The following is a 19,746-nucleotide window of genomic DNA, read 5'->3' on the forward strand; positions in this document are numbered from 1 at the left end:
TTTTCCACCTTTTGGATATTAATAGATGACTACGCTTGGAAGTGCATATTTAAAAAATGAGACAGATGACATTTTGTATATATAACCCACCCTACCTACATTACTAGGCAGTTAAAGTCAACTCACACTAGGTTTACAATAGAAAATACTCAATCATAATACACTATAGCTGTCTTAAATTTAAAAACCATGTAGCCAGGCAATTATAGACTAGCGTAAGTGCACTATTAGATTACAAACAAGATCGACGAGTAGCAAACAGCATACAGCTTTGTAATTAAATCACCTTTGTTTATCAGATAATTTAATTGCATACCATGACAATGCAAAAGTTGGTAAAAACATAATCCCTATTGCCAAAGCCGGGTGAATCACCAGACTTAGAGACCAGAGAGCTGCTTGGTGAATGATTAAGTAATCCCTAAACTTTTTATTACTCCTAAATATATCCCATATGTACCCTTGGCCAAAACATGCAAAAGCACATAGCGCTGCGACTATATAGACCATAAACTCGCCGCTTTCCTTGGCTGCAAAAAACATTGGTGCATAGATTCCAAGTGTAGATGTGCAAACAAATTTATCAGGGGAAATATTACCTTTACTTGTCTTGTTTTTTTGCATTTTCCGAGGCCTCATTAAAAAGAAATGTGGATATCCGACCGTACGAGTCAAATATAATCAATGCAGGAACTTCATATTGAATTGGTAAAGAGTCTATTGCTCTCTTTGATATTATCATCGTAGAAACAGAGTTAGCATATCCTGCTACAGATCCCTCATCAACACCTCCACCATCTATTGTGTCGATGGCTAGAGCTATGCCTGCAGTGCTTATGCTAATCGCGCTTGATACTGCTACGCAGTGTAGCCTGGCTGTCACAACGCAAACTGTCGCGATATCGGCGGACGTTTTTGAGATGAATACCATTGTCTTTTTCCATTCTATAGACTCTAATAATCCTACATCATTCTCAGCTCTCTTGTTCATTATCCTCATACGGGCAATATCATTGTATAGATATATAGTCAAAGAACTCACAGCAGACCTCATTACCGCATCACGACTATTCGCCCCACTGGCGACTGCAGCGACACTGGAAACCACTGCCATCCCAGCCATCTGTTCATATACCTGAGATTCGTTAAACGTACTATGTACTACCCGACCACCGAATTTACCGACGACACCGCTAATGAAGCCTTGCTTGAACTCTCCACCCTGAAGTTCATGAATGCCACCTTGCGCGACACCATGAGCGAGTGGTAAAGCGGCATGCCATTGTTGTCCATCAGCGAAAGGGCTTAGCGAGGTATTGTGGGCCAATGCGTGCGTAATCATGGCGGATGCCCCCCCAATCGCGGCTGCACTCGCTGCACTCTCCAGATCCCCGGTGACCACAATATTGGAGACAAATGACGTCGAGGCGCCACTCGCTGCATATTGGGCCACCTCTCCAAGTCCACTGAAGATACCTGCAGCCCCAAATGACATCAGCGTCGTGCCAACAATTGCGCCTATCTGTTGTATAGCCGGGTCACCAAACGTCTGAGAGCCAACAAATATCGCAAAGCCTATCGCAGCTAACTCCCAGAAGTGCCCTGTGGGATCGGTATACTTGACCGGATTATTCAACACATACGAATATCGGTTATAGCTTTGGCTCATGCTTGGGTCTTGAACAAAGCTATCGGCACTCAGGAATCGCCCTAGCTGCGGATCATATAGCCGCGCATTCATGTTAACCAGTGTGCCACCAGCAACATACTCATGCCCGGTAAACCCACGCATCTGACGACTAGAAAACAGCGGTGGAGAACTCAGCTCGAGCTCAGCTAATTTCTCACCAAACGGTGTATACCCTCGCTCAATTTGAATAACACCATTGGTATCAGAGATAAGCTCCGCACTCCCCAAGGCGTCGGTATGAAAATAAGCGGTCTTGTCAATCTGCTTCTGACCAGACAAAAGCGTTTTAACATGCTCTGCAACCATCTGATTATCAGCCAAGAAACGATGATGCATCGATATTACCTCTTTACCTTTGGCATCGACTGAGGTTACGACTTGATACTCCGAACTGACGTAAATCGTGGTTGCTTGACCTGTGCGTTGTTTTACACGTTCTTGCTCACTCCCATACTCGAACCGGACTACATCGCCATTATCATTAATCTGGGTTGCTTTGTTAAATGAGCTCCACTTGATCTTTCTTCCCTTACCTGAAATTAAATTTCCATTGGCATCATAGGTCATACTCCCTTTTAGCAACCCACTTGGTTCAACTTCAAATCGCTCTTGACCCGTTTTAGATAACAAATTGCCATACACATCGTACTGATAGCCTCTGGAATAATAGGTATTTTGCTTGGCATCAGCGAACTCCCAGTTGACTAAGCGGTTGAAAGCGTCGTATTGATAATGTTGTTCGCGCTGTAATGAGAGATTAGACTTACTGATTACGTTCCCTCTCTGGTCGTATGTATATCGAACATCATAGCGCTTGTTCTTCCCTAAGCTTGCTGTAATACGAGCTACTCTACCTTGCGCATGATCCACCTCTTTTAACGTGACAAAACCATTACCAAATAACTCGCCAGACACCCGGCCAAAATTATCACGCTTGGTTGCCAGCCAGATCACCTGCTCAGTTTCATCTTTTAAACGATCATCAAGGATTTGCTGCAACTCACTTTCTGTCTTAATCAAACTATCAAGCTCGTCGGTTAACTTGGCTAATAGTTGAGTTTGATTTTTGGCCAGCTTCGCAAATTGTTTGGCTTTCTCAGTCATCTTCGCGGCTTTTTCTGAGGCAAGGTTAGCCTGCTGAGTTTTTGTCTTTGCTTTGGCTTTCTCTATACGCGCTTCGGCCTGCTGTGTGTCCGCCAGCACTTGATAATGGTCAGCCCACTGATTATAGACATGGGTTAGATTGACACTGCGACGCGGGCCACTATAACAATGAGTATTTCCCTTCCACTGAATGCAATACCCCACCTTAACCATCCAGACCGGTACTTGTGAGGTGAAGACATCCTTCTTCTTACAATTTCCCTTAAAGTCTTTTTTCTTACACTTTTCATATTTGTAGTGAGCGTAACCTCCCTTGGTTTTGTAAAGTTTAAATACACGATTGCCGAAGGTTTGCCAAAAATAGTTAGCACTCTCGCGGTAGCTGGAAGCTTTATCCAAGTTTACTGAGGCAAGCTTAAACAGTGAACGAGCATGATTGTTTAGTTCTATCGCCTGCTTTTCATACTTGTCGCTTTGCTTAACCAGCTGCTGTGCGGCCTGACGCAGCCGTTCAGACTCTTGAATATAGAACTGCGCCTTGTTTTCTAACTCATACGCACGCATTTCGAGCCGGGCAATGCGAGCTGAAGTCTCCTCTAGGGCCAGCTCTAATTGCACATATTGACTATCCCAGATATCTGACTTGGGAATGCTCAACCTTTTCAGGTTCCCATTCACGTCGTACTGCCTATCGACCTTCATACCCGATGGGTAAGTCACGCGATTCAAACGACTGCCTTCCCCGTATTGGTATTGTGTTAAGTAGTCTTTGCCATCGATAGTCAGTGTCATCGATGACATCCGCCCCAGCTCGTCATAACGGTAACCTTGCGCATTACCCTTTGTATAACGCTTGTCTAATTTACCCTTGAATGCCTGGTCATATTGCCAAGCTGATACTCGATCAGCGCGCTTTTCTTGTATTTTTCGACCAATTTGATCGTAATGGAACTCCACCCGCTGCTGCTTAGCATCCAATTGCCAAGTTAGCTCACCCCAAGCATTGTAACCATAACGCCAGGTGCCCATTGCCGGATCAGCGGTTTCAACCTTATTACCGAGACTGTCGTAGGTCATTTGCGTGACTAGTCCATTAACATTGGTTCTAATTAGGTTACTGAATGCATCATATTGATACTCAATAACTGAGGTTTCATTCTCGACCACTTCAACACGCTGACCAAGCCCATTGGCTCTCTCGCGCCGCTCTCGACCGCCAGGCTCAACAATACGTACCTCTAGCCCATGGTAAGCAAGCTCAGTGACTATCTCGTCGCCTTTGATGGTCGGTCTTGAGTGACTTATCGGACGCCCCAAACCGTCAAAGGTATGCTTAATCCAGTATTGGGGCTCATGGTAGGATAAATGACGAATATACGGCAGCGTCTCAGCGACTAGCTGTCCTTGGCTGTCAAATACCTTGTCAACAACGAGGTCATTGCCTTCATCGTTTACTGTCACCTTGCGTACCTCTCTGCCAAACCTATCGAAATAGCTGCGCGCAGAGCTTCCGTTCGATGTCTGTTTGGTGACCATGGTAATACTTCGATCGCTTAAGGCTAATCCATAGGGGTCGATGCCTACATCAGCACCATCAGACCATTCAAACCAGGTCTCTAGCCAGCTTCCATCAGGGAGCAACTGTTTGGTCTCGCGGCAGTAATCGTCGTATTTAAACCGAGTAGTTAAACCATTGGCATCGGTGACTGCGCTCGGCTTAGCACATAATGGATGGTATTTAGTCACCACTGAATGACCGAGTGGGTTGGTGTGCTTGATGATCCGGCCCTGGTCATCGTATTGAGTCTTTGACCCTCTCTCACCCCCAGCTCCAGAGGTGACTTCTGTGACCCTAAAACCTCGAGAGTTGTAGGTATAATTAGTTCTAAGAGCCAACGGATGATTGGGGGCAATAGTTTGAGTTAATAGCGCCCCGGTCTTAGGATCATATTCAAACTCGGTATGTCTTGTTTGGGTGTTATAGCCGTTCGACTTTGTCACAGAGATTTTGCTTGGTTTACCCAACAACCATCGATAAGGCAGATGCCGGTATTCGGTATTGGTTGTTTCTAGAAACACGCCCCCGTTTTGGTCTTCTATTTTCACCTTGGTGACTTTCGGATAGCCGTAGCGATCATAATCTTTATACTGGGTTTTCTTGCGAGTCAAAAGCTCACCGCCCAGACCCCAATTGATTTGTTGCTTTTCTTTTAGCTGAAACCATAATCGGCCAAGTACCGGAGAGGGCGCCGATTGATAATGAAATTCGATTTGACCGACTTTAACCCCTTGTATCCATGTCTCCGTTTTAGATAAATAAGGCGACCAATTATGATCATAGCCATTTAGAGATATCTGTTTTTTCTGGTGGAGAACGTCATCAACATGGATCTCGTTAAAACCTAGCATCCCGAGTTCAGGGTGAGCAGCAAACCCGAAATAAGAGTACGCTGAACGATTCAATCCCCCTACACCATCACTTTGCTCTAACTCGGAAACAACCGTAATGCTTGGCTTTACACCAAAAAGTGGGGCAACAAAGTCTTTTGGTTGAAATACATTCCCTTCATTTGTCGATTGATAACGAAACTTGGTCAACTTTCCAAACGCAGTGCTCACCTGAGTCAATAAGGCAAGCGGTGTGATTTCTTGGTCTATGCAAGCCAGCCCCTTAATCGAGCGATAGCAATCTCCTGCCACACCGTCTTTCGTTAAATCAACACCTTGTTTGTATGGACCATAGACATTGTTAACAGCCAATGCGTGGACCGTCGTCTTGATCCCAAAGATTTTTTTTATATAGTTTTCCGAATATTTGACCTTTTCGTGTAGCTTATCTAAGTCAGGCGTAATCGTCGTATATTCGCTCACCCGATTAAATCGCTCTCCATTGCCGTAGCCACAAAATACTTTGTCCGCAACGATGTAGCACAAATCCGCCAGACCATCATGATTTTTGTCCACCAAACGTAGGCTTCCTTCGCGGGCCGAATTCAAGTGATTTGAGTTCCAATGCTGGGAGTTAAAACGCAGCCATACTTGTGCCGCACCAAAGCGATCGCCGTGATTAACGCGGCAAAGGTATTCTTGCCCAAGGCGATAACAAAGATCGGGTAAGGCATCGCCTGTGATATCGATAACCTTGAGTGTACGTTGCAAGGCTTCTATTTTGGCCTTATCGGACCGGTACTGATCCTCGGTCACATAAATGTCAGCATCGAGTATCAGCCCAATTGGTAATCCTTCTGCCCAAGTGACTTTATCAGACAGCATTAGTTGACCTTGTGCATTTCTATGGCCCAATAAGCAATTAAAGTCACCGGTTAGTTCAACGCCACAAAAGTCAGGGTAGCCATCCTTATTAATATCAACCAATGGTACTTGCGGCATCTTTACTGGATCAAAATCCTTAGTGACCGTTAGAAAACTGGCGCTTGAATATACTTTCTCTAAGGTAAATCCCGCTCGCGACAATACAGCTCGTTGACTAAATTTGTCTCCAGTATTGTATAAGCAGGTCAATTGCTCGCTGTCTAGGGTGCAAAGGTCAATCAGTCCATCGGTGTTAATATCGACAAGTCTTAAATAGTCGGAAATACTGAACTGTTCGGTCCAGTATCGACCGGGTAGAAACCTTACACCTTTGGCGTTCAACGCACAGTAATACCCATGTTGGTTAGCTCCGCAAACATCCACATAGGAATCGTTGTTGATGTCGATCAGGGCCAGGGAAGCGATATCCTCAGGTTTGTTCCAATCGCCGCCAAAAAAGTCACGACTCCAGCGTTTTGGCGCTGAGAAACTTGCATCGGCTTGATTCAGCGAACAATACAGCTCATCGGTGAGATAGCAAATATCGTTCATACCATCACGGTTTAGATCCCCAGTTATGAAGCCTCTGAACTCATCGAGTAAAAACAGCGTTTTTTCAACTGGCTCAGAGAAATAGCTTTCCGACTCTGCCCACTCAAACAAATGTGGTCGCGTGCAATCTAATTGACTGCATGCCTTTATTGAGGCAAGGCGGCTCCATGGTTTTCCCTGCAATTTGACCGTATCGTAACTGAGTTTAAACTCACGGAACTTGCGACCTGCCCGCTTGACTACGACAGCCTCAAGCAGCCTTCCCAGCGTCGATGACTTACCAAAGTAATGATTCGTCATCACATCCGGGCGTGAGACATAGAGAAACGCTATCTTCACATCCGAATACTCCAGTGCTTTGAGGTATAAAAACCCCTCACGTTCCTCATAGCTATAGTTTATTTGATTGTTAAACCGATCCTTTTGAGTTGAGATTTTCCAAACTAGTCCGTGGCCTTCAACATCTTGCTTAGAATGTAATGAGGTACCATAGTGGGTGATAAAGCCGCTAGAGGAGTAAACTGTCCAACTCTGTGGGCCAGAATCTTGGTTGCCGATGGCAACGACTTTAGTCTGCCACTGATCATCAACAAGATAGTGACTACCTCCTTTGCCCAACTTGCCTGAAATCAGATGCAGCCTCTTACCATCAAGGCAGTAGACGTCCTTTTCATTCAACCCTATACCACCTCGAACTCCGTCCACTTGCTTAGTCTGAGTACAGCGGGTGATGACGGATAATCCAGAGAGTTCAAATGCTAGGCCCAGGGTTGTGTTAGCACCTCCTTGGGTATATCTAATCCCTAGCTCTGGCGTTAAGCCATTCACCCCCTCGGGTAACTCAATACTGACGTGATAGTTCGCCTTGCCCTGAACCACACTGGCAACAGAGTTAAGTTCACCAACCGAGCGTGCAGAGAGATCAAAATGTGCCAACAACGCCCCAACCAAGAGGCCACTTTGGATAATAAGCTTGATGAAGTTCATGATTGGATCTCCCCAATTACTCGTCACTCAAAGATCTAAATTTATTTTCGATACTGATAAGTTGCTCTTCTATTTCTATTATCTCCTGATCTATTTCAACCCTATCAGTACTTAATACTGGTGATTTAAGTAGCGCTGGTTCATAAGTAACCTCTATACCCTGTTGCTCAAGCCCTGACAGTACGTAACTTGCCTCTGCTAAAATAATTTCTGCTTTAGGTAGGTTCTTTATCTCGTCAACAAATTCTCTTTCAATTTTAAGCTGAGCTTTATGTATATTCCTATCAATATCATTGAGTTCTTCAAAAGCCGCAATCTGACCAAGATCTTGATAAACTTCTTTCGAAACTGGCGCCCCCTCTTTATAAACGCTGTCGTTACTATCTGTATACTTTGTAATACCTATATCTGTTGAAGTGTCATTTCCGTCAGAAGATATAATAGAAACCCGTTCAACCTCGCTTATTACCCTAGCATTCATAGCCACTAGAATAACAACCCCAAAAGTAATAGCCACAGCCAAACACAATGTAATCTTCATATCTGAACCACTATTAGTTTTTCATTGCATTAATTAACTTAAAGGTTGCACCGCGCAACACAGTCAAAAGTAATATTACACTCAAGACAATTTGAAAAAGCACACCACCAAACTTAGAAAAAATTGTCTCTCCAGTCATTAACGGAATGTTATAATCTAATACTTGTGTTTGACTGGCATCGCGTTTAGAGAGCACCTTGCCATCAGGAGATATAACTGCAGTGATCCCGGCGTTGGTTGCATGAATAGTACTTTTACCAATTTCTATTGCCCTGGCTTGCGCCACATTAAGCATCACTTTCTTCAGCCAGCTGGCATCAGTCCAAGCCATATCGCTGATCAATACCGCTAGATTAATATTGGAGCCATCAATTTGCTTACGAAACACATCCGAGAACAGAGCCTCATAACACACGCCAAAAATCGCAACGATGTTATTGACGGCATAACTGGACTGTTTTTCGGTCTTCAAGCTAAACCAGAATTCTCTCGACAGGCTCAGATCATTAAACCAAGCAGCAAACCAACGTGGCACATACTCCCCAAAAGGAACTAACTTTGTTTTGAAGTAGATTGGGGTACTATCGGGGGCGCTAAAAATGGCATTCTGAATGTCGTCTGCCTGTCGATAGAAACCACCCCAAAGTGTTGAGACTTGCTTATGACTTAACCTGACAAAGTGATCACCTAAGAACGGACGCATCTCTTGCGCCGGAAATGACACACTACTTTCTGGCCATACAACCAGATCTGGTGTGGGTTTTTGCAATGATAAAGAGACATATTTATCGACACGTTGAATCACATCATTTTTAGACAGTTTACTTGCATCATCAAAATAACCATGGATAACACGTACCTTGGCAGTATCGATAGGCTGTGTCTTAGATAAAGTGCCAAGTGCTAGACTAGATAAAGGAAAAAAACACAAAACCGTACTAAGATATAGCCAAACTCTGAGATTACAACGCTTAGAATAAATCAGCCAAGCAATATAACTTGCCAATACATAAAATATAAGACTAATACTATGTGAACCAAATGTTTGATACCATCCTTTTAAACCTAGATTTAACGCGATGTAACCTGGTTGAAGCCACGGAAAGGATAGTAAACTATATTCGCGAACAATATCTATGCAAACTAATGCAACAGGCAAGAGGATAAACTGCTGTTCACCTCTAACTAAAGCCAATAATAAAGGAACTAATGCGTAGCTAAATGACAGTATCAAAAGAACGAGTAAAATTAACGTTAACTGATTAACCCAACTAGTATTATATTCATCGAGAATGTATTCCTTCACCCAGTACAGTGACATCAGATAGAAGCCCAGACCAAAACTTAGCCATACGGAAATAGCACATTTTATTCGTGTGTTATACATTCCTATAGCAAACAATAAGATTAAAGATGCGAGTAGAATAGCCGGTCCTAATAGCCCCAATCGATATGAGTACGCATACACTATTCCACTAATCAAACCCACCAAGCATTTACTCATAGACCACAGTCACTGAACACTAAACATGTACTAACTATATGCAGGCCCAATAAACAAGAGAGTCTAGAAATAAAATGATTAGATGCACCTCTCATCGCTTAATCAATTATTGCACTCTTGTTGCATTGCATCACTGCGATAAGAAATACAGATGGTTCTTTGTGCAAATAATTCAGAGTTAAAGATACTAATTGAATTACCCTTGGTTAGTTTTAGCAAGGACGCTATCTTCTCTTATGTTGGCCGACACCTCCTTTTCCTTAGTCCATCATCCCGAGTGGATTGATAACGTTGAAGCGCCAAACGTTCCAGCCAAACCTTTGTAACACATAGATGCAGCACGCTTTACAAGCATGCAGTAACCACTTGCTCAGGAAACCTACGCCTATCACTTTGTCTAAGAATTCGGGCTTTAGTCCACATTCTTAGACACAAAAACTGATATTTAGCTAAAACCTCAATATAGTGTTAACCAATTGGTGACAATTGGTACAACAATAACCAGGTATCACACCAATTGGTAGCGACTAATATCCGCTAATACCAAGATCTGATTGAAGAAACCGATCATCAACTGTGATCAACAACTGCAATCATCAAGGTACGATCTATCCGCGGCTAAGTAATGCAGCAACGTTGAGTTCGACCATCTCGTAAAATTGGTATAGCAGATAGCTCACTGATCATGAAATCAATAACGATAAGGTAATAGAAATGGAGTTTCCTCTATCAAAAGCATCAAAAGTGGCTGGCTTAACGCTAATATCAGCCGCGATTATTGCCGGCTGTAGTGGTGTTAATGAAGGCCAGACAAGTGTAAGCAATGCGGGTGCGGCATATACTTTTGAGCCCGCCGATGTACAACCCAACATTTTGTGGATTATCACCGACGACCAACGCATGGACTCAATTGCTGCGTTTAACCGCGCGGTGCTAGGCCAAAACGACAGTGAACTGGGCAAAGTACTGTCACCCAACGTTGACAAACTCGCCGAGCGCGGCACCACCTTTATTAACACCTACAATCAAAACCCAGCATGTGCGCCCTCGCGTACCAGCATGATCACAGGTCGCTACTCTCACCATACGTCGATTTATGGCTTTGAGTATTATGACCCTACCGGCATGGATCACTGGCGTCCATACACCACTCAAGTTCTTTCTCGTGAAGCTGGCTATCAGACCGTTTCTGTTGGTAAACGCGGCCTGAGATACAAGGCTCAAGACACCATCTATGATGTTGATCTCGGCTATAAGGAGTTCTGGTACGCCGGTCTGTGTGATACCTGCCCACCGCACTGGAAAGAAAAAGGCGATGTGGGTCTACGCTACCATATGGCCGATGGCCGAATGCTCGATGTGCCGAAGAGAAACTCGTCCGATATGATGGATACCAAGGAGGTCTGGGACACACTCGATATCTTGACTGAATACCCAGGTGAGAAGAAAGAGTATGACTACGGTAAACTTGTTCTTGGCGGTGTCAGTCCTCAAGGCAAGGACACGACCAAAGATGGCTGGTACACGGAAGAGCTTGTTAACTACCTTCAGAACCCTGGTCGCTTATACAAAACCAACCATGGCCAGAGAGTACAAGGCTTAGATCCGAGCAAACCGCTGTTTGCTTACCTCGGTCTAGATGCACCGCACACGCCTGTTCTGCCGCCAGAAGAGTTTCGTAAGCAGTTCCAAGGCATCAAGTACAATGTACCTGAGTTTACGCAAGAAGAGTTGGATAGCTTCCCACCGCAAATCAAGAATCTTTACAACGCTAAAAGAAGTAATCACTACAGCGACGAAGATAAGCAGCAAATGATTGCTGACTACTACGCATTCGCCGCCTACGCTGACTATCTAGTGGGTAAAGCGGTCGACTCGTTCGTTGAGTATTCAGAGAGTAATAACCGCCCTTGGATGGTGCTGTACGTCTGTGGCGATCACGGATGGCGCCTCAATGAGCATGGCATGATTGCCAAGTTTGGCCCATACGATATCGACCTGCAAAACCCGATCATTGTTACGGCTTCAGACAAAGACAAGTTCCCTGCAGGCAAGGTAGTGACTGACTTTACTGAGTTCGTTGATATGGCACCGACCTTCCTAAGCGCTGCTGGCATCGACATCACTCAGCCAAAATATGACTACCTCGATGGTTATGACTTGGCACGGGTTGCAGCGAAAACAATCGAACCTCGCGACTACGTGATTGCCGAGCCTACTTGGGTGACCGGCCCTACCGCCGTGATCCGTACGCACGATTACAAATTCGCCATGAAGATCCGTCCTGGACACCGCCCGAACAATGAAAATATCGAATGGGCGCTCACTGCTGGCTTCGAAGAGATTCAGCCAATGCTATTTGACCTTCGTGTTGACCCTAAAGAAGTGAACAACGTCGCTCATGATCCTCACTATCGACCAGTGGTTGATGCAATGCGCGATAAAATCCAGAACATTGTTCTTGGTAATGGACGCGTTGAGGTGAAATGGGGCAAATGGGGTGAACAAGGTGAAGTCGTCGTTTCTGACTTTGCTGCCGGCTCTGACGATAAGAAGATCGATGTACCTCATGTAGATCCTAAAGTGTAGTAATAACTGATACTTCTTAATAACAGCAAAAGGAGCGAACTATCGCTCCTTTTTTCTTTGTAAAACCTACCAACCGGTCACAACTACCCTCGATGCTCAGTTTGGACTAACTCTCGTATCAATAGAGTCTAATACCGATACTGACGAATGCTAAAATTGGCAAAACCAACACTGTCTTGCTCATTTAATCGGTGCTTTTCAACCAATGAGCGATAGATCCCCCACTTAGGGCGGACAAAATGACTCGAGTGCTCTCCCCGCCACAACCGGATATTCTCTCTTTCAAGCTCGATAATGCTTTGGCCGGTGTCTGCGCGTGTTATTTCTACTTTTAGCCAACCTTGCTCGCCATATCGCGTTTGTACGCGAGCATTAAGCCAGTGGCCAGCAACTGTATTCCAATCCACTCGTTCAAGTACCTGGTGGCCGTGCTCTGGATTATGTCGAATCTCAAACCCCGGTTGCTCACGACGCTCGTTGGCAGTAAAGGTCAGTATCGGGCTTTTGTCGTTACCGCCGACAGCCTTCAACTGGAACAAATGAGTAAACCGCTTACTAAATTGCATGTCTGTAGGCATTTTAAATTGCCACTCGTAGACAAAATAGCTGTGTTCAAAACCCTTCAACCCTGCCTTAGATTGGTTGTAGACCTTGATTTCATTGCGCTGGCGGTCAAGATGCCGACCGCGATCACCATCAAGGTCACGATACAAGGTAAACTCAAAGTAATTGCCCACCTGTGGATCATGACTTACTTGGATATGGCGCACTGCTTGGTTATCCCCGGGATACAGATCCGGCGCTTCAATCGGGCGCGGACCTAAAGCTTGAACAAATAACGGATAGGGGTTTGTACCGGGAATCAGTTCATTCGCATCGAGTTTTTGCTTAAATATCATCTGGCCAAATTCATCGCTGCCAATCACAGTCACCCCTTTCGTGCTGCAGGCAACTAAAAGAGCTGTACTAACACTGAGCAATAATAATCGAAAAAGGTAATGGGGAAGCCAGGGCCGGCTACGACTTGCTGCTTTTCTCAATGCAATCAGAAACATAATTTGGACAGTCCTTTACCAATATATTACTACAATAATATAAATAACCATCCAAACACTAACACTGACTATGATGCTGTAGTACTTAGGAGTGTTAATTTGTGATAGTGCTTTCTTTTATGCCAACTGTAACAAACTAAATTGCGACAGACTCGTGTTATCAAAAGCTCATCTAACCCTAGTATTCTCCTCCCAACGCTGGCCCCAAAAGCGTGAGTGAAATCACACATCAATAGCCAATCGTGAACTAGATTATGCATACAAATGCCCATGCTAGTTTCCCAGCGTGGGCAGACGAGCAAGCTTGAGCAATACCCATAATAGGATTGCAAATCGCCTACTAAGCTCATTTAAAAGAGATATCAAAGTATTTGTCCTTTTAGAGCACAGAATCGCGCAATAAAGGAGAAGAATATGAAACAAGTAGGATTAATCACTCTACACGGCATGGGCAAAATCAAACCCAACTACTATGCGACATTAGAGAAAAAGCTAAAAAACGAACTTGGTGATGACTGGCACAAGGTCTCTTTCCACAACGTGCAGTACGCACCTTATTTGCAGGAACCACAGGACAAGCTTTGGAGGGAGATGACGACCGAAACAGACAACGACCTAGATAACACTAAGTTGAGAAAGTTCCTACTTTATGGGTTCGGTGATGCTGGCTCCCTCGAGTACAGCGGTGGCCATAGTGGTGTTAAGTATCTAGAGGTACAAAGAGAGATACTCAAGCAACTTGAGCATGTGTACCTTGACCTTGAGCAAAATGAAACCAAGCCACTTATTATCATCGCACAATCACTAGGTGGCCAAGTGATCTCAAACTTCATCTGGGATGCGCTCCACAACAAGCAAATTTTCGAAACCCAATACACTGAAGACAATGAAAAAGCGCAGTTTATGAAGTTGGGGACTCTGCAAAAACTTGTCACTACAGGTTGTAATATCCCTCTATTTATTTGCGGCCTCGAACATCGGCAGTGCTTTGATAAGCCCAACGACCAGTTCACCTGGGATAACTATTATGACCCAGACGATGTACTTGGCTGGCCTTTGGCACAACTTGGACCTAACTTTGAGATAGTAAACGATCGCGCTATCAATTCAGGGGGATTATTATCATCATGGAATCCGCTCAGTCATGGTGAGTACTGGTCGGACAATGATGTTGTTGACCCGCTAGTCAGGGCGTTGAGAGCTGCGATGGAGTAAAACTCTTAATCACTACAATAAGTATAGAGGAAGGGATTTCTAACCGAGGAAGCTAAGCAAGAACTTCAAATGGTACTACTCGCATCACTAGTGTATAAATAAAACGCAAAAGCCCCGACAACTGATTAAGTTATCGGGGCTTTCATAAATATGGCACGCCCTGCAGGATTCGAACCTGCGACCACATGCTTAGAAGGCACGTGCTCTATCCAACTGAGCTAAGGGCGCGTTACAGGGCAGTAGTATAAGGCGATAAATCAGTAAATCAATGGATTTATTCAACTTTAGGATTCAAGTGCTTACTTTTAAATCACGTTTGCTTTGGTTGCTTAATTTCAGCACAACGCAAACGTTTGCCTATAGAGTTTAACATTTAGATCTGCCACAATACGCCGCGAAATGTGACCATAATCGAAAGGAATGCCATGTCTGCTCAAAATATTGATGGAAAACTGATTTCTCAAACGGTTCGCTCAGAAGTTGCCGCCCGTGTGAAGGCACGTTTGGATGCGGGACTGCGTGCGCCTGGACTGGCGGTCGTGTTGGTCGGTGAAGATCCAGCTTCACAGGTTTACGTCGGTAGTAAGCGCCGCGCGTGCGAAGAAGTGGGTTTTGTGTCTAAATCTTTTGACCTGCCTGTCACCACCAGCGAGCAAGACCTGCTCACACTTGTTGAGCAGCTAAATCACGATCCGGAAATCGATGGAATTTTGGTTCAGTTACCGCTTCCGGCCGGCATCGACAGCACTAAGGTGCTTGAGAGCATCACGCCTGAAAAAGATGTTGATGGCTTCCATCCTTATAACATTGGTCGACTTGCTCAACGTATTCCTAAGCTGCGCTCTTGTACGCCAAAAGGCATTATTACCCTACTCGAACGTTACAACATTGAAACGCGCGGCAAGCATGCCGTGATGGTGGGTGCATCGAACATCGTCGGTCGTCCAATGAGCTTGGAGCTTCTATTAGCTGGTAGCACCACCACCACGTGTCACCGTTTTACTAAAAACCTTGAGCATCACGTTCGCCAAGCGGATATCGTGGTTGTAGCGGTGGGTAAACCTAATTTTATCCCTGGTGACTGGATCAAACCGGGTGCAGTCGTGATCGATGTTGGCATTAACCGTCTTGATGACGGATCACTGGTGGGTGATGTTGAGTATGATGTTGCAAAGCAACACGCAAGTTTTATTACACCAGTGCCTGGTGGGGTGGGTCCGATGACGGTGGCAAGCCTAATTGAGAATACCATTATTGCTTGCGAGCAGTTCCACACTGAGTAAAAGTGAGTTAATTACTTCAGCCCTAGATTTTTAGGGCTGAAGTGTTTTTACCCACTTTGTTGTGCACTAGCGCTGAGATTGGTCTGACACTAATAACAAATGACACATTCCTGTAGTAGAATGACTGCCAAACTAGGTTACAGCGTCAATTATTCGATATTCTCACAATGCTAAAACACAAACTTCTGGCCACTGGTGCCCTACTTTTTCTTACTGCCTGCTCAAACAGCCAATCGGCACAAATGGGTATGCGCAGCAGTGTGATTTATGCTTACCCACAGAACATGAGCAACATGCAGTTGTGTGAGACGCTCTATTTTGGCCGCCCTACGACGCAAACCAAAGCGGCAATTGGAGCCGAGTTTAACCGCCGAAGGTTATCTAAATCGTGGTGCGAAAAGCAATATCGCATGAATTATCTTGAGCGCCTAGCACGCTCAATTACGGCCCCATCAGAGCCGCAACCTGAGGTTACCCAACCAATTCAATTGAATTAGTGGCGCGTGATCACTGCTTGATTATCGACGCGGTGGCGCTCGCTATAGATGCCGTCTTCAGCGCGCACCCCGCAAGAGATAATCATGGTGATCTCATCTTGGGTGTCCAGATTGAGCAGCGACTTAACCCGCTTTGAGTCGAACCCTTCCATCGCGCAGGTGTCATAACCCATATCACGCATCGCAAGCATAAACGTCATCGAGGCGAGTGACGTACTCTTGTGCAAGCAGACCCGCAAGTCTTGTTTACTCACTTCACGGACCATGGGTTTTTTACGCCCGATCCACCAAGTAAACGCCTTACGTATCAAACCACGCACGCCAAACTGATCATTGTTGTACAGAGTAGGGATCAACTTTTCGTAGTATTTGAGTGCCCGCTTGGCCGTGGCATCTTCTCTTCCGGCAAAGGCATGGCGAACCTGCTCTGCGTTCATCTTCGCACGCTGTTGCCAGTACTGAGGGGTCACCGTGACAACCACCAGCTCATTAGCCGTTTTGGCGGCGTTTTGACCCATGCAATATTCAGCCAGACGTGCCCGCTTTTCACTATCGATCACGCGATGAAAACGCCATAACTGCATATTGCTGCTATTTGGGCTCATGAGTGCCAACTCTAGGGCATGCTGCACGTCATCGTGGTTAAAATCAGCACTGGAATCGTATTTTCGTACCGAGCGGCGTGTTTGCACTAAATCTGTGTAATGTTTACTGATAGCCATCAAAGCCTACTACCTTGGGATTAGAGAGGCGCATAGTATACCCAATTGGTCTAAAGTTTGTTGTTTTTCAGCAGCTTCACCGAGGCGTCTTATTCTCGATTCATAAATATTTCACAAAATAAATTTCATCTAACATTCATCCATTTATCGCCTAACTTTCACACAAATGTAACTTAAGGTCATTTTTGTGTGCTAGCGCATTTGACGGTCAAAAAACCGCCATCTAAGTTTAAATTTCAGTCCACCAAAACATTCAGGAGATGGTTATGAGACGTGCGAGTTCTGCTTATCGTTTGCAGTTAATTAAAGAAGCCGCTTTAAAAACGCAAGGAGTGCGTCCAAACGATCCGATGGCAAATTATATTCACCACCTGATGGAAGAAAGACCCGACGTGGACAAAGCCGCCGAGAATACCTCCCGCTACAACGGCCTGCACTTTGATGAGCAAGCAGGCGGTTGGGTTAGTGATATGTGGGATGGCAATAAATAATCCCATCTGATTTTGTTAAAACAACGAAACCCTCCAAAAACGAGGGTTTCGTTGTTTTAGGGGCGAGTTTTTAGGGGCGAGGTTCGAGGACGCTACGCTCCGGGTATCGAGGAGTTTCATTGGTGTTGGACGTTTCTGCGCTATGGCTAAGCCAAGATATTTTTTCTATTGATCCAAAGAAAACTGTTGGTACTTCATGACTAACACCACTCACAGAACCCCTCACTCCCCGTAGGGCAACGCCCGTCCTCGAACCTCGAACCTGCTTTTAGTCAAAGAGAGATTGCTGTGGGCTGGTTGGCTCTTCTGGCCCGGATTGGTTTGCACGGTTTTTCATGATTTTACGTCGATAGCGTTGACGGCACAGTTGGATGATGTGCTTTTGCTCCTTGGGGGTGAATTCGAGCCACTGGAAACGCTCTTCGCGTTTTCGCATACACCCTTGGCAATAGCCACGCTCATCGGTAGTACACACACCGACGCAAGGGTTGGGAATGCGAAAAAACTCTAACTGCTCCATGTTCACCATCCTGTTTAGTGTCCTCGGTTTTCATCATGACAGCGCTTCTATTCCTTAGCAATGATGACAACAAATTTACCCTGTATTTAACGCCTATGACGCTAAACTAACAGTAAGACACGTTTATTACTTATAATTCAATCTATTACTTAGCGGTTATTCGCGATGAATGCGAGTTCCGAGCCGTGTGATACTATCACCCCAATGGAGTCCTATATTATGAAGATTAGTTCAAAAAGCCTACTTACTGCAATCACGCTGCCTATGCTCCTAGCGGCTTGCCAATCTAACGGGGAAACAAAAGAAATGACTGCTACTGACTTTCAGCACCACAACTGGGAGCTTGCCCAGATCGATGGCCAAGACATTGAACTGACCGATAATATGAAAGCCCCACGCCTAGAGATTGGCGAAAACATGACGGCTAATGGTTACGCAGGCTGCAACAACTTCTTTGGTCAGGCTGAGCTAAAAGATAATCAGCTGCGCATTGATAAGATGGGCATGACAATGAAAATGTGTCCCGATGCACAGATGGAAATCGAACAAGCAATGGCAAACACGCTTATGGAATGGAGCGATGTGACTCTGACTGACACGCAACTGACACTGACCAACGGTATTCACACCCTGACCTTCAACCTGCGCGATTGGGTAAACTAATTAGCACTGCGCTTTATAACAACTCGCTGCTTCGTTTTTTTAACAACTGCAGCGAGTTTTCTATGCCTGACCTATTTAGCGTGTTCACGCTCAAACAGCATCACTTTTAGGCTTGCCTCTGGGTCAATGTCGGCAAATTCTGGCGGGTTTTCAAGGCGCTCAACAAACGTGATCTGTGGCGCTTCTTCTTGCATCGACTCGATAATAAAGTCACTGCCAACCACTGGTGAGTTGACACATGCCATCACTTTGCCAGACTCAGTCAATAGATCCGGCAGACGGCGAAGGATCTTCTTATAATCCTTCGTCAGGGCAAAACTGCCCTTTTGAAACGAAGGCGGGTCGATGATCACCAAGTCATAAGGCCCACTCTTTTTGATTTTACCCCACGATTTAAAGATATCGTGCGCCATAAACTTCACTTGCTGCAGGTTATGTCCATTAAGCTTGTGGTTTTCGCGCCCCTTATTAAGCGATGAGCGTGCCATATCGACATTCACCACCTGGTCTGCGCCACCTTCAATCGCCGCCACGGAAAAACCGCAAGTGTAAGAAAATAAATTCAACACGTTGGCTTGTTTTGCGTTGGCACCAACCCACTCACGCCCAAGGCGCATATCGTAAAACAGCCCTGAGTTTTGGTTCGCACCAAGGTGCAGTTGGTATTTTAAACCCGCCTCTTCTACAACTGGGTTAGCCTCAAGCTCACCCCAGACTACCTCTGCCGGTGCACCCGATTCGTAGCGATGCTGAACAAGGATGCAGCGCCCTTGCTGGCTTTGCCACACCTTACTCTCAGACAAGGTCAACAACTGACGACGTAGCTCAGAAAGAAAGTCCTCATCAACGGCTTTGAAAAGGCTGATAACCAACTGACCTGCCAACCAATCACAGGTGATTTGTTCAAGCCCCTCGAATCGTTTGCCGCGACCATGAAACAGGCGGCGCACTTCATTAGGCGCACTCGCCAGCGCTTGCAGGGTGACGTCAATAAAAGTAGTGATACTCTGTTGTTGCATAT

Annotated in this window: 14 protein-coding genes and 1 tRNA gene; 6 read left to right on the plus strand and 9 right to left on the minus strand. The window is 45.2% G+C overall.

Features of this window, described 5'->3' with window-relative positions; genetic code table 11:
• Positions 1 to 282: 282 nt before the first annotated feature.
• Genes ACSTTG_RS00230 through lnt form a run of 4 tightly spaced genes read right to left on the minus strand, consistent with a single transcriptional unit; the run spans position 283 to position 9,690 of the window.
• The gene (locus ACSTTG_RS00230; protein ID WP_438473462.1) at positions 283 to 624 is read right to left on the minus strand and encodes a hypothetical protein; all 342 of its coding nucleotides are present in this window, start codon (positions 622 to 624) and stop codon (positions 283 to 285) included.
• Positions 602 to 7,645, minus strand: a complete 7,044-nt coding sequence (locus tag ACSTTG_RS00235) for an RHS repeat-associated core domain-containing protein (protein ID WP_438473463.1) — start codon at positions 7,643 to 7,645, stop codon at positions 602 to 604. The genes ACSTTG_RS00230 and ACSTTG_RS00235 overlap by 23 nt, the downstream gene beginning before the upstream one ends.
• Positions 7,646 to 7,661: 16 nt before the next feature.
• Positions 7,662 to 8,186: a hypothetical protein gene (locus ACSTTG_RS00240; RefSeq protein ID WP_438473464.1), complete on the minus strand. Its 525-nt coding sequence runs from the start codon at positions 8,184 to 8,186 to the stop codon at positions 7,662 to 7,664.
• A gap of 13 nt (positions 8,187 to 8,199) precedes the next feature.
• A complete protein-coding gene (gene lnt / locus ACSTTG_RS00245) occupies positions 8,200 to 9,690 on the minus strand; it encodes an apolipoprotein N-acyltransferase (RefSeq protein WP_438473465.1) in 1,491 nt (496 codons plus the stop codon).
• A 714-nt stretch (positions 9,691 to 10,404) separates the two neighbouring features.
• Here lnt and ACSTTG_RS00250 point away from each other — a divergent pair.
• A complete protein-coding gene (locus tag ACSTTG_RS00250; protein WP_438473466.1) occupies positions 10,405 to 12,279 on the plus strand; it encodes a sulfatase-like hydrolase/transferase in 1,875 nt (624 codons plus the stop codon).
• A gap of 128 nt (positions 12,280 to 12,407) precedes the next feature.
• Here the strand turns inward: ACSTTG_RS00250 and ACSTTG_RS00255 are convergent, their stop codons facing one another.
• The gene (locus ACSTTG_RS00255) at positions 12,408 to 13,205 is read right to left on the minus strand and encodes a hypothetical protein (protein ID WP_438473467.1); all 798 of its coding nucleotides are present in this window, start codon (positions 13,203 to 13,205) and stop codon (positions 12,408 to 12,410) included.
• 543 nt (positions 13,206 to 13,748) lie between these two features.
• Between ACSTTG_RS00255 and ACSTTG_RS00260 the strand changes: the two genes are divergently transcribed.
• On the plus strand, positions 13,749 to 14,549 hold the full coding sequence (locus ACSTTG_RS00260) for a hypothetical protein (RefSeq protein ID WP_438460133.1): 801 nt from the start codon (positions 13,749 to 13,751) through the stop codon (positions 14,547 to 14,549).
• A 151-nt stretch (positions 14,550 to 14,700) separates the two neighbouring features.
• Here the strand turns inward: ACSTTG_RS00260 and ACSTTG_RS00265 are convergent.
• A tRNA-Arg gene (locus ACSTTG_RS00265) sits at positions 14,701 to 14,777 on the minus strand.
• Between the two features lie 197 nt (positions 14,778 to 14,974).
• Here ACSTTG_RS00265 and folD point away from each other — a divergent pair.
• Entirely contained in the window at positions 14,975 to 15,832 is an 858-nt protein-coding gene (gene folD, locus ACSTTG_RS00270; protein WP_438473468.1) for a bifunctional methylenetetrahydrofolate dehydrogenase/methenyltetrahydrofolate cyclohydrolase FolD, read from the plus strand.
• A 167-nt stretch (positions 15,833 to 15,999) separates the two neighbouring features.
• Positions 16,000 to 16,329, plus strand: a complete 330-nt coding sequence (locus ACSTTG_RS00275) for a hypothetical protein (protein WP_438460119.1) — start codon at positions 16,000 to 16,002, stop codon at positions 16,327 to 16,329.
• On the opposite strand, the gene ACSTTG_RS00280 is transcribed toward ACSTTG_RS00275, so the two are convergent.
• The gene (locus ACSTTG_RS00280; protein ID WP_438460118.1) at positions 16,326 to 17,051 is read right to left on the minus strand and encodes a nitroreductase family protein; all 726 of its coding nucleotides are present in this window, start codon (positions 17,049 to 17,051) and stop codon (positions 16,326 to 16,328) included. The two genes, ACSTTG_RS00275 and ACSTTG_RS00280, sit on opposite strands and share 4 nt — an antisense overlap.
• Before the next feature lie 266 nt (positions 17,052 to 17,317).
• On the opposite strand from ACSTTG_RS00280, the gene ACSTTG_RS00285 reads away from it, so the two are divergent.
• Positions 17,318 to 17,542, plus strand: coding sequence for a hypothetical protein (locus tag ACSTTG_RS00285; RefSeq protein WP_438460117.1), 225 nt, complete (start codon positions 17,318 to 17,320; stop codon positions 17,540 to 17,542).
• A 268-nt stretch (positions 17,543 to 17,810) separates the two neighbouring features.
• On the opposite strand, the gene ACSTTG_RS00290 is transcribed toward ACSTTG_RS00285, so the two are convergent.
• Positions 17,811 to 18,062, minus strand: a complete 252-nt coding sequence (locus ACSTTG_RS00290; protein ID WP_438460116.1) for a DUF1289 domain-containing protein — start codon at positions 18,060 to 18,062, stop codon at positions 17,811 to 17,813.
• 219 nt (positions 18,063 to 18,281) lie between these two features.
• Here ACSTTG_RS00290 and ACSTTG_RS00295 point away from each other — a divergent pair, with 219 nt between their 5' ends.
• On the plus strand, positions 18,282 to 18,725 hold the full coding sequence (locus tag ACSTTG_RS00295; RefSeq protein ID WP_438460115.1) for an META domain-containing protein: 444 nt from the start codon (positions 18,282 to 18,284) through the stop codon (positions 18,723 to 18,725).
• A gap of 71 nt (positions 18,726 to 18,796) precedes the next feature.
• Here ACSTTG_RS00295 and ACSTTG_RS00300 read toward each other — a convergent pair whose 3' ends face one another.
• Positions 18,797 to 19,744 carry a class I SAM-dependent methyltransferase gene (locus tag ACSTTG_RS00300; RefSeq protein ID WP_438460114.1) on the minus strand — a complete coding sequence of 316 codons (948 nt, stop codon included), beginning with the start codon at positions 19,742 to 19,744 and terminating at the stop codon, positions 18,797 to 18,799.
• Between the last annotated feature and the right edge of the window lie 2 nt (positions 19,745 to 19,746).

The organism is Vibrio glycogenivorans (assembly GCF_051660965.1).
Lineage (GTDB): Bacteria > Pseudomonadota > Gammaproteobacteria > Enterobacterales > Vibrionaceae > Vibrio.

Excerpts from the sequence above, each read along its gene's own strand:
- ACSTTG_RS00230 (WP_438473462.1), bottom strand. The coding sequence starts at position 624 with ATGCAAAAAAACAAGACAAGTAAAGGTAATATTTCCCCTGATAAATTT.
- ACSTTG_RS00235 (WP_438473463.1), bottom strand. The coding sequence starts at position 7,645 with ATGAACTTCATCAAGCTTATTATCCAAAGTGGCCTCTTGGTTGGGGCG.
- ACSTTG_RS00240 (WP_438473464.1), bottom strand. The coding sequence starts at position 8,186 with ATGAAGATTACATTGTGTTTGGCTGTGGCTATTACTTTTGGGGTTGTT.
- lnt (WP_438473465.1), bottom strand. The coding sequence starts at position 9,690 with ATGAGTAAATGCTTGGTGGGTTTGATTAGTGGAATAGTGTATGCGTAC.
- ACSTTG_RS00250 (WP_438473466.1), top strand. The coding sequence starts at position 10,405 with ATGGAGTTTCCTCTATCAAAAGCATCAAAAGTGGCTGGCTTAACGCTA.
- ACSTTG_RS00260 (WP_438460133.1), top strand. The coding sequence starts at position 13,749 with ATGAAACAAGTAGGATTAATCACTCTACACGGCATGGGCAAAATCAAA.
- folD (WP_438473468.1), top strand. The coding sequence starts at position 14,975 with ATGTCTGCTCAAAATATTGATGGAAAACTGATTTCTCAAACGGTTCGC.
- ACSTTG_RS00275 (WP_438460119.1), top strand. The coding sequence starts at position 16,000 with ATGCTAAAACACAAACTTCTGGCCACTGGTGCCCTACTTTTTCTTACT.
- ACSTTG_RS00280 (WP_438460118.1), bottom strand. The coding sequence starts at position 17,051 with ATGGCTATCAGTAAACATTACACAGATTTAGTGCAAACACGCCGCTCG.
- ACSTTG_RS00285 (WP_438460117.1), top strand. The coding sequence starts at position 17,318 with ATGAGACGTGCGAGTTCTGCTTATCGTTTGCAGTTAATTAAAGAAGCC.
- ACSTTG_RS00290 (WP_438460116.1), bottom strand. The coding sequence starts at position 18,062 with ATGGAGCAGTTAGAGTTTTTTCGCATTCCCAACCCTTGCGTCGGTGTG.
- ACSTTG_RS00295 (WP_438460115.1), top strand. The coding sequence starts at position 18,282 with ATGAAGATTAGTTCAAAAAGCCTACTTACTGCAATCACGCTGCCTATG.
- ACSTTG_RS00300 (WP_438460114.1), bottom strand. The coding sequence starts at position 19,744 with ATGCAACAACAGAGTATCACTACTTTTATTGACGTCACCCTGCAAGCG.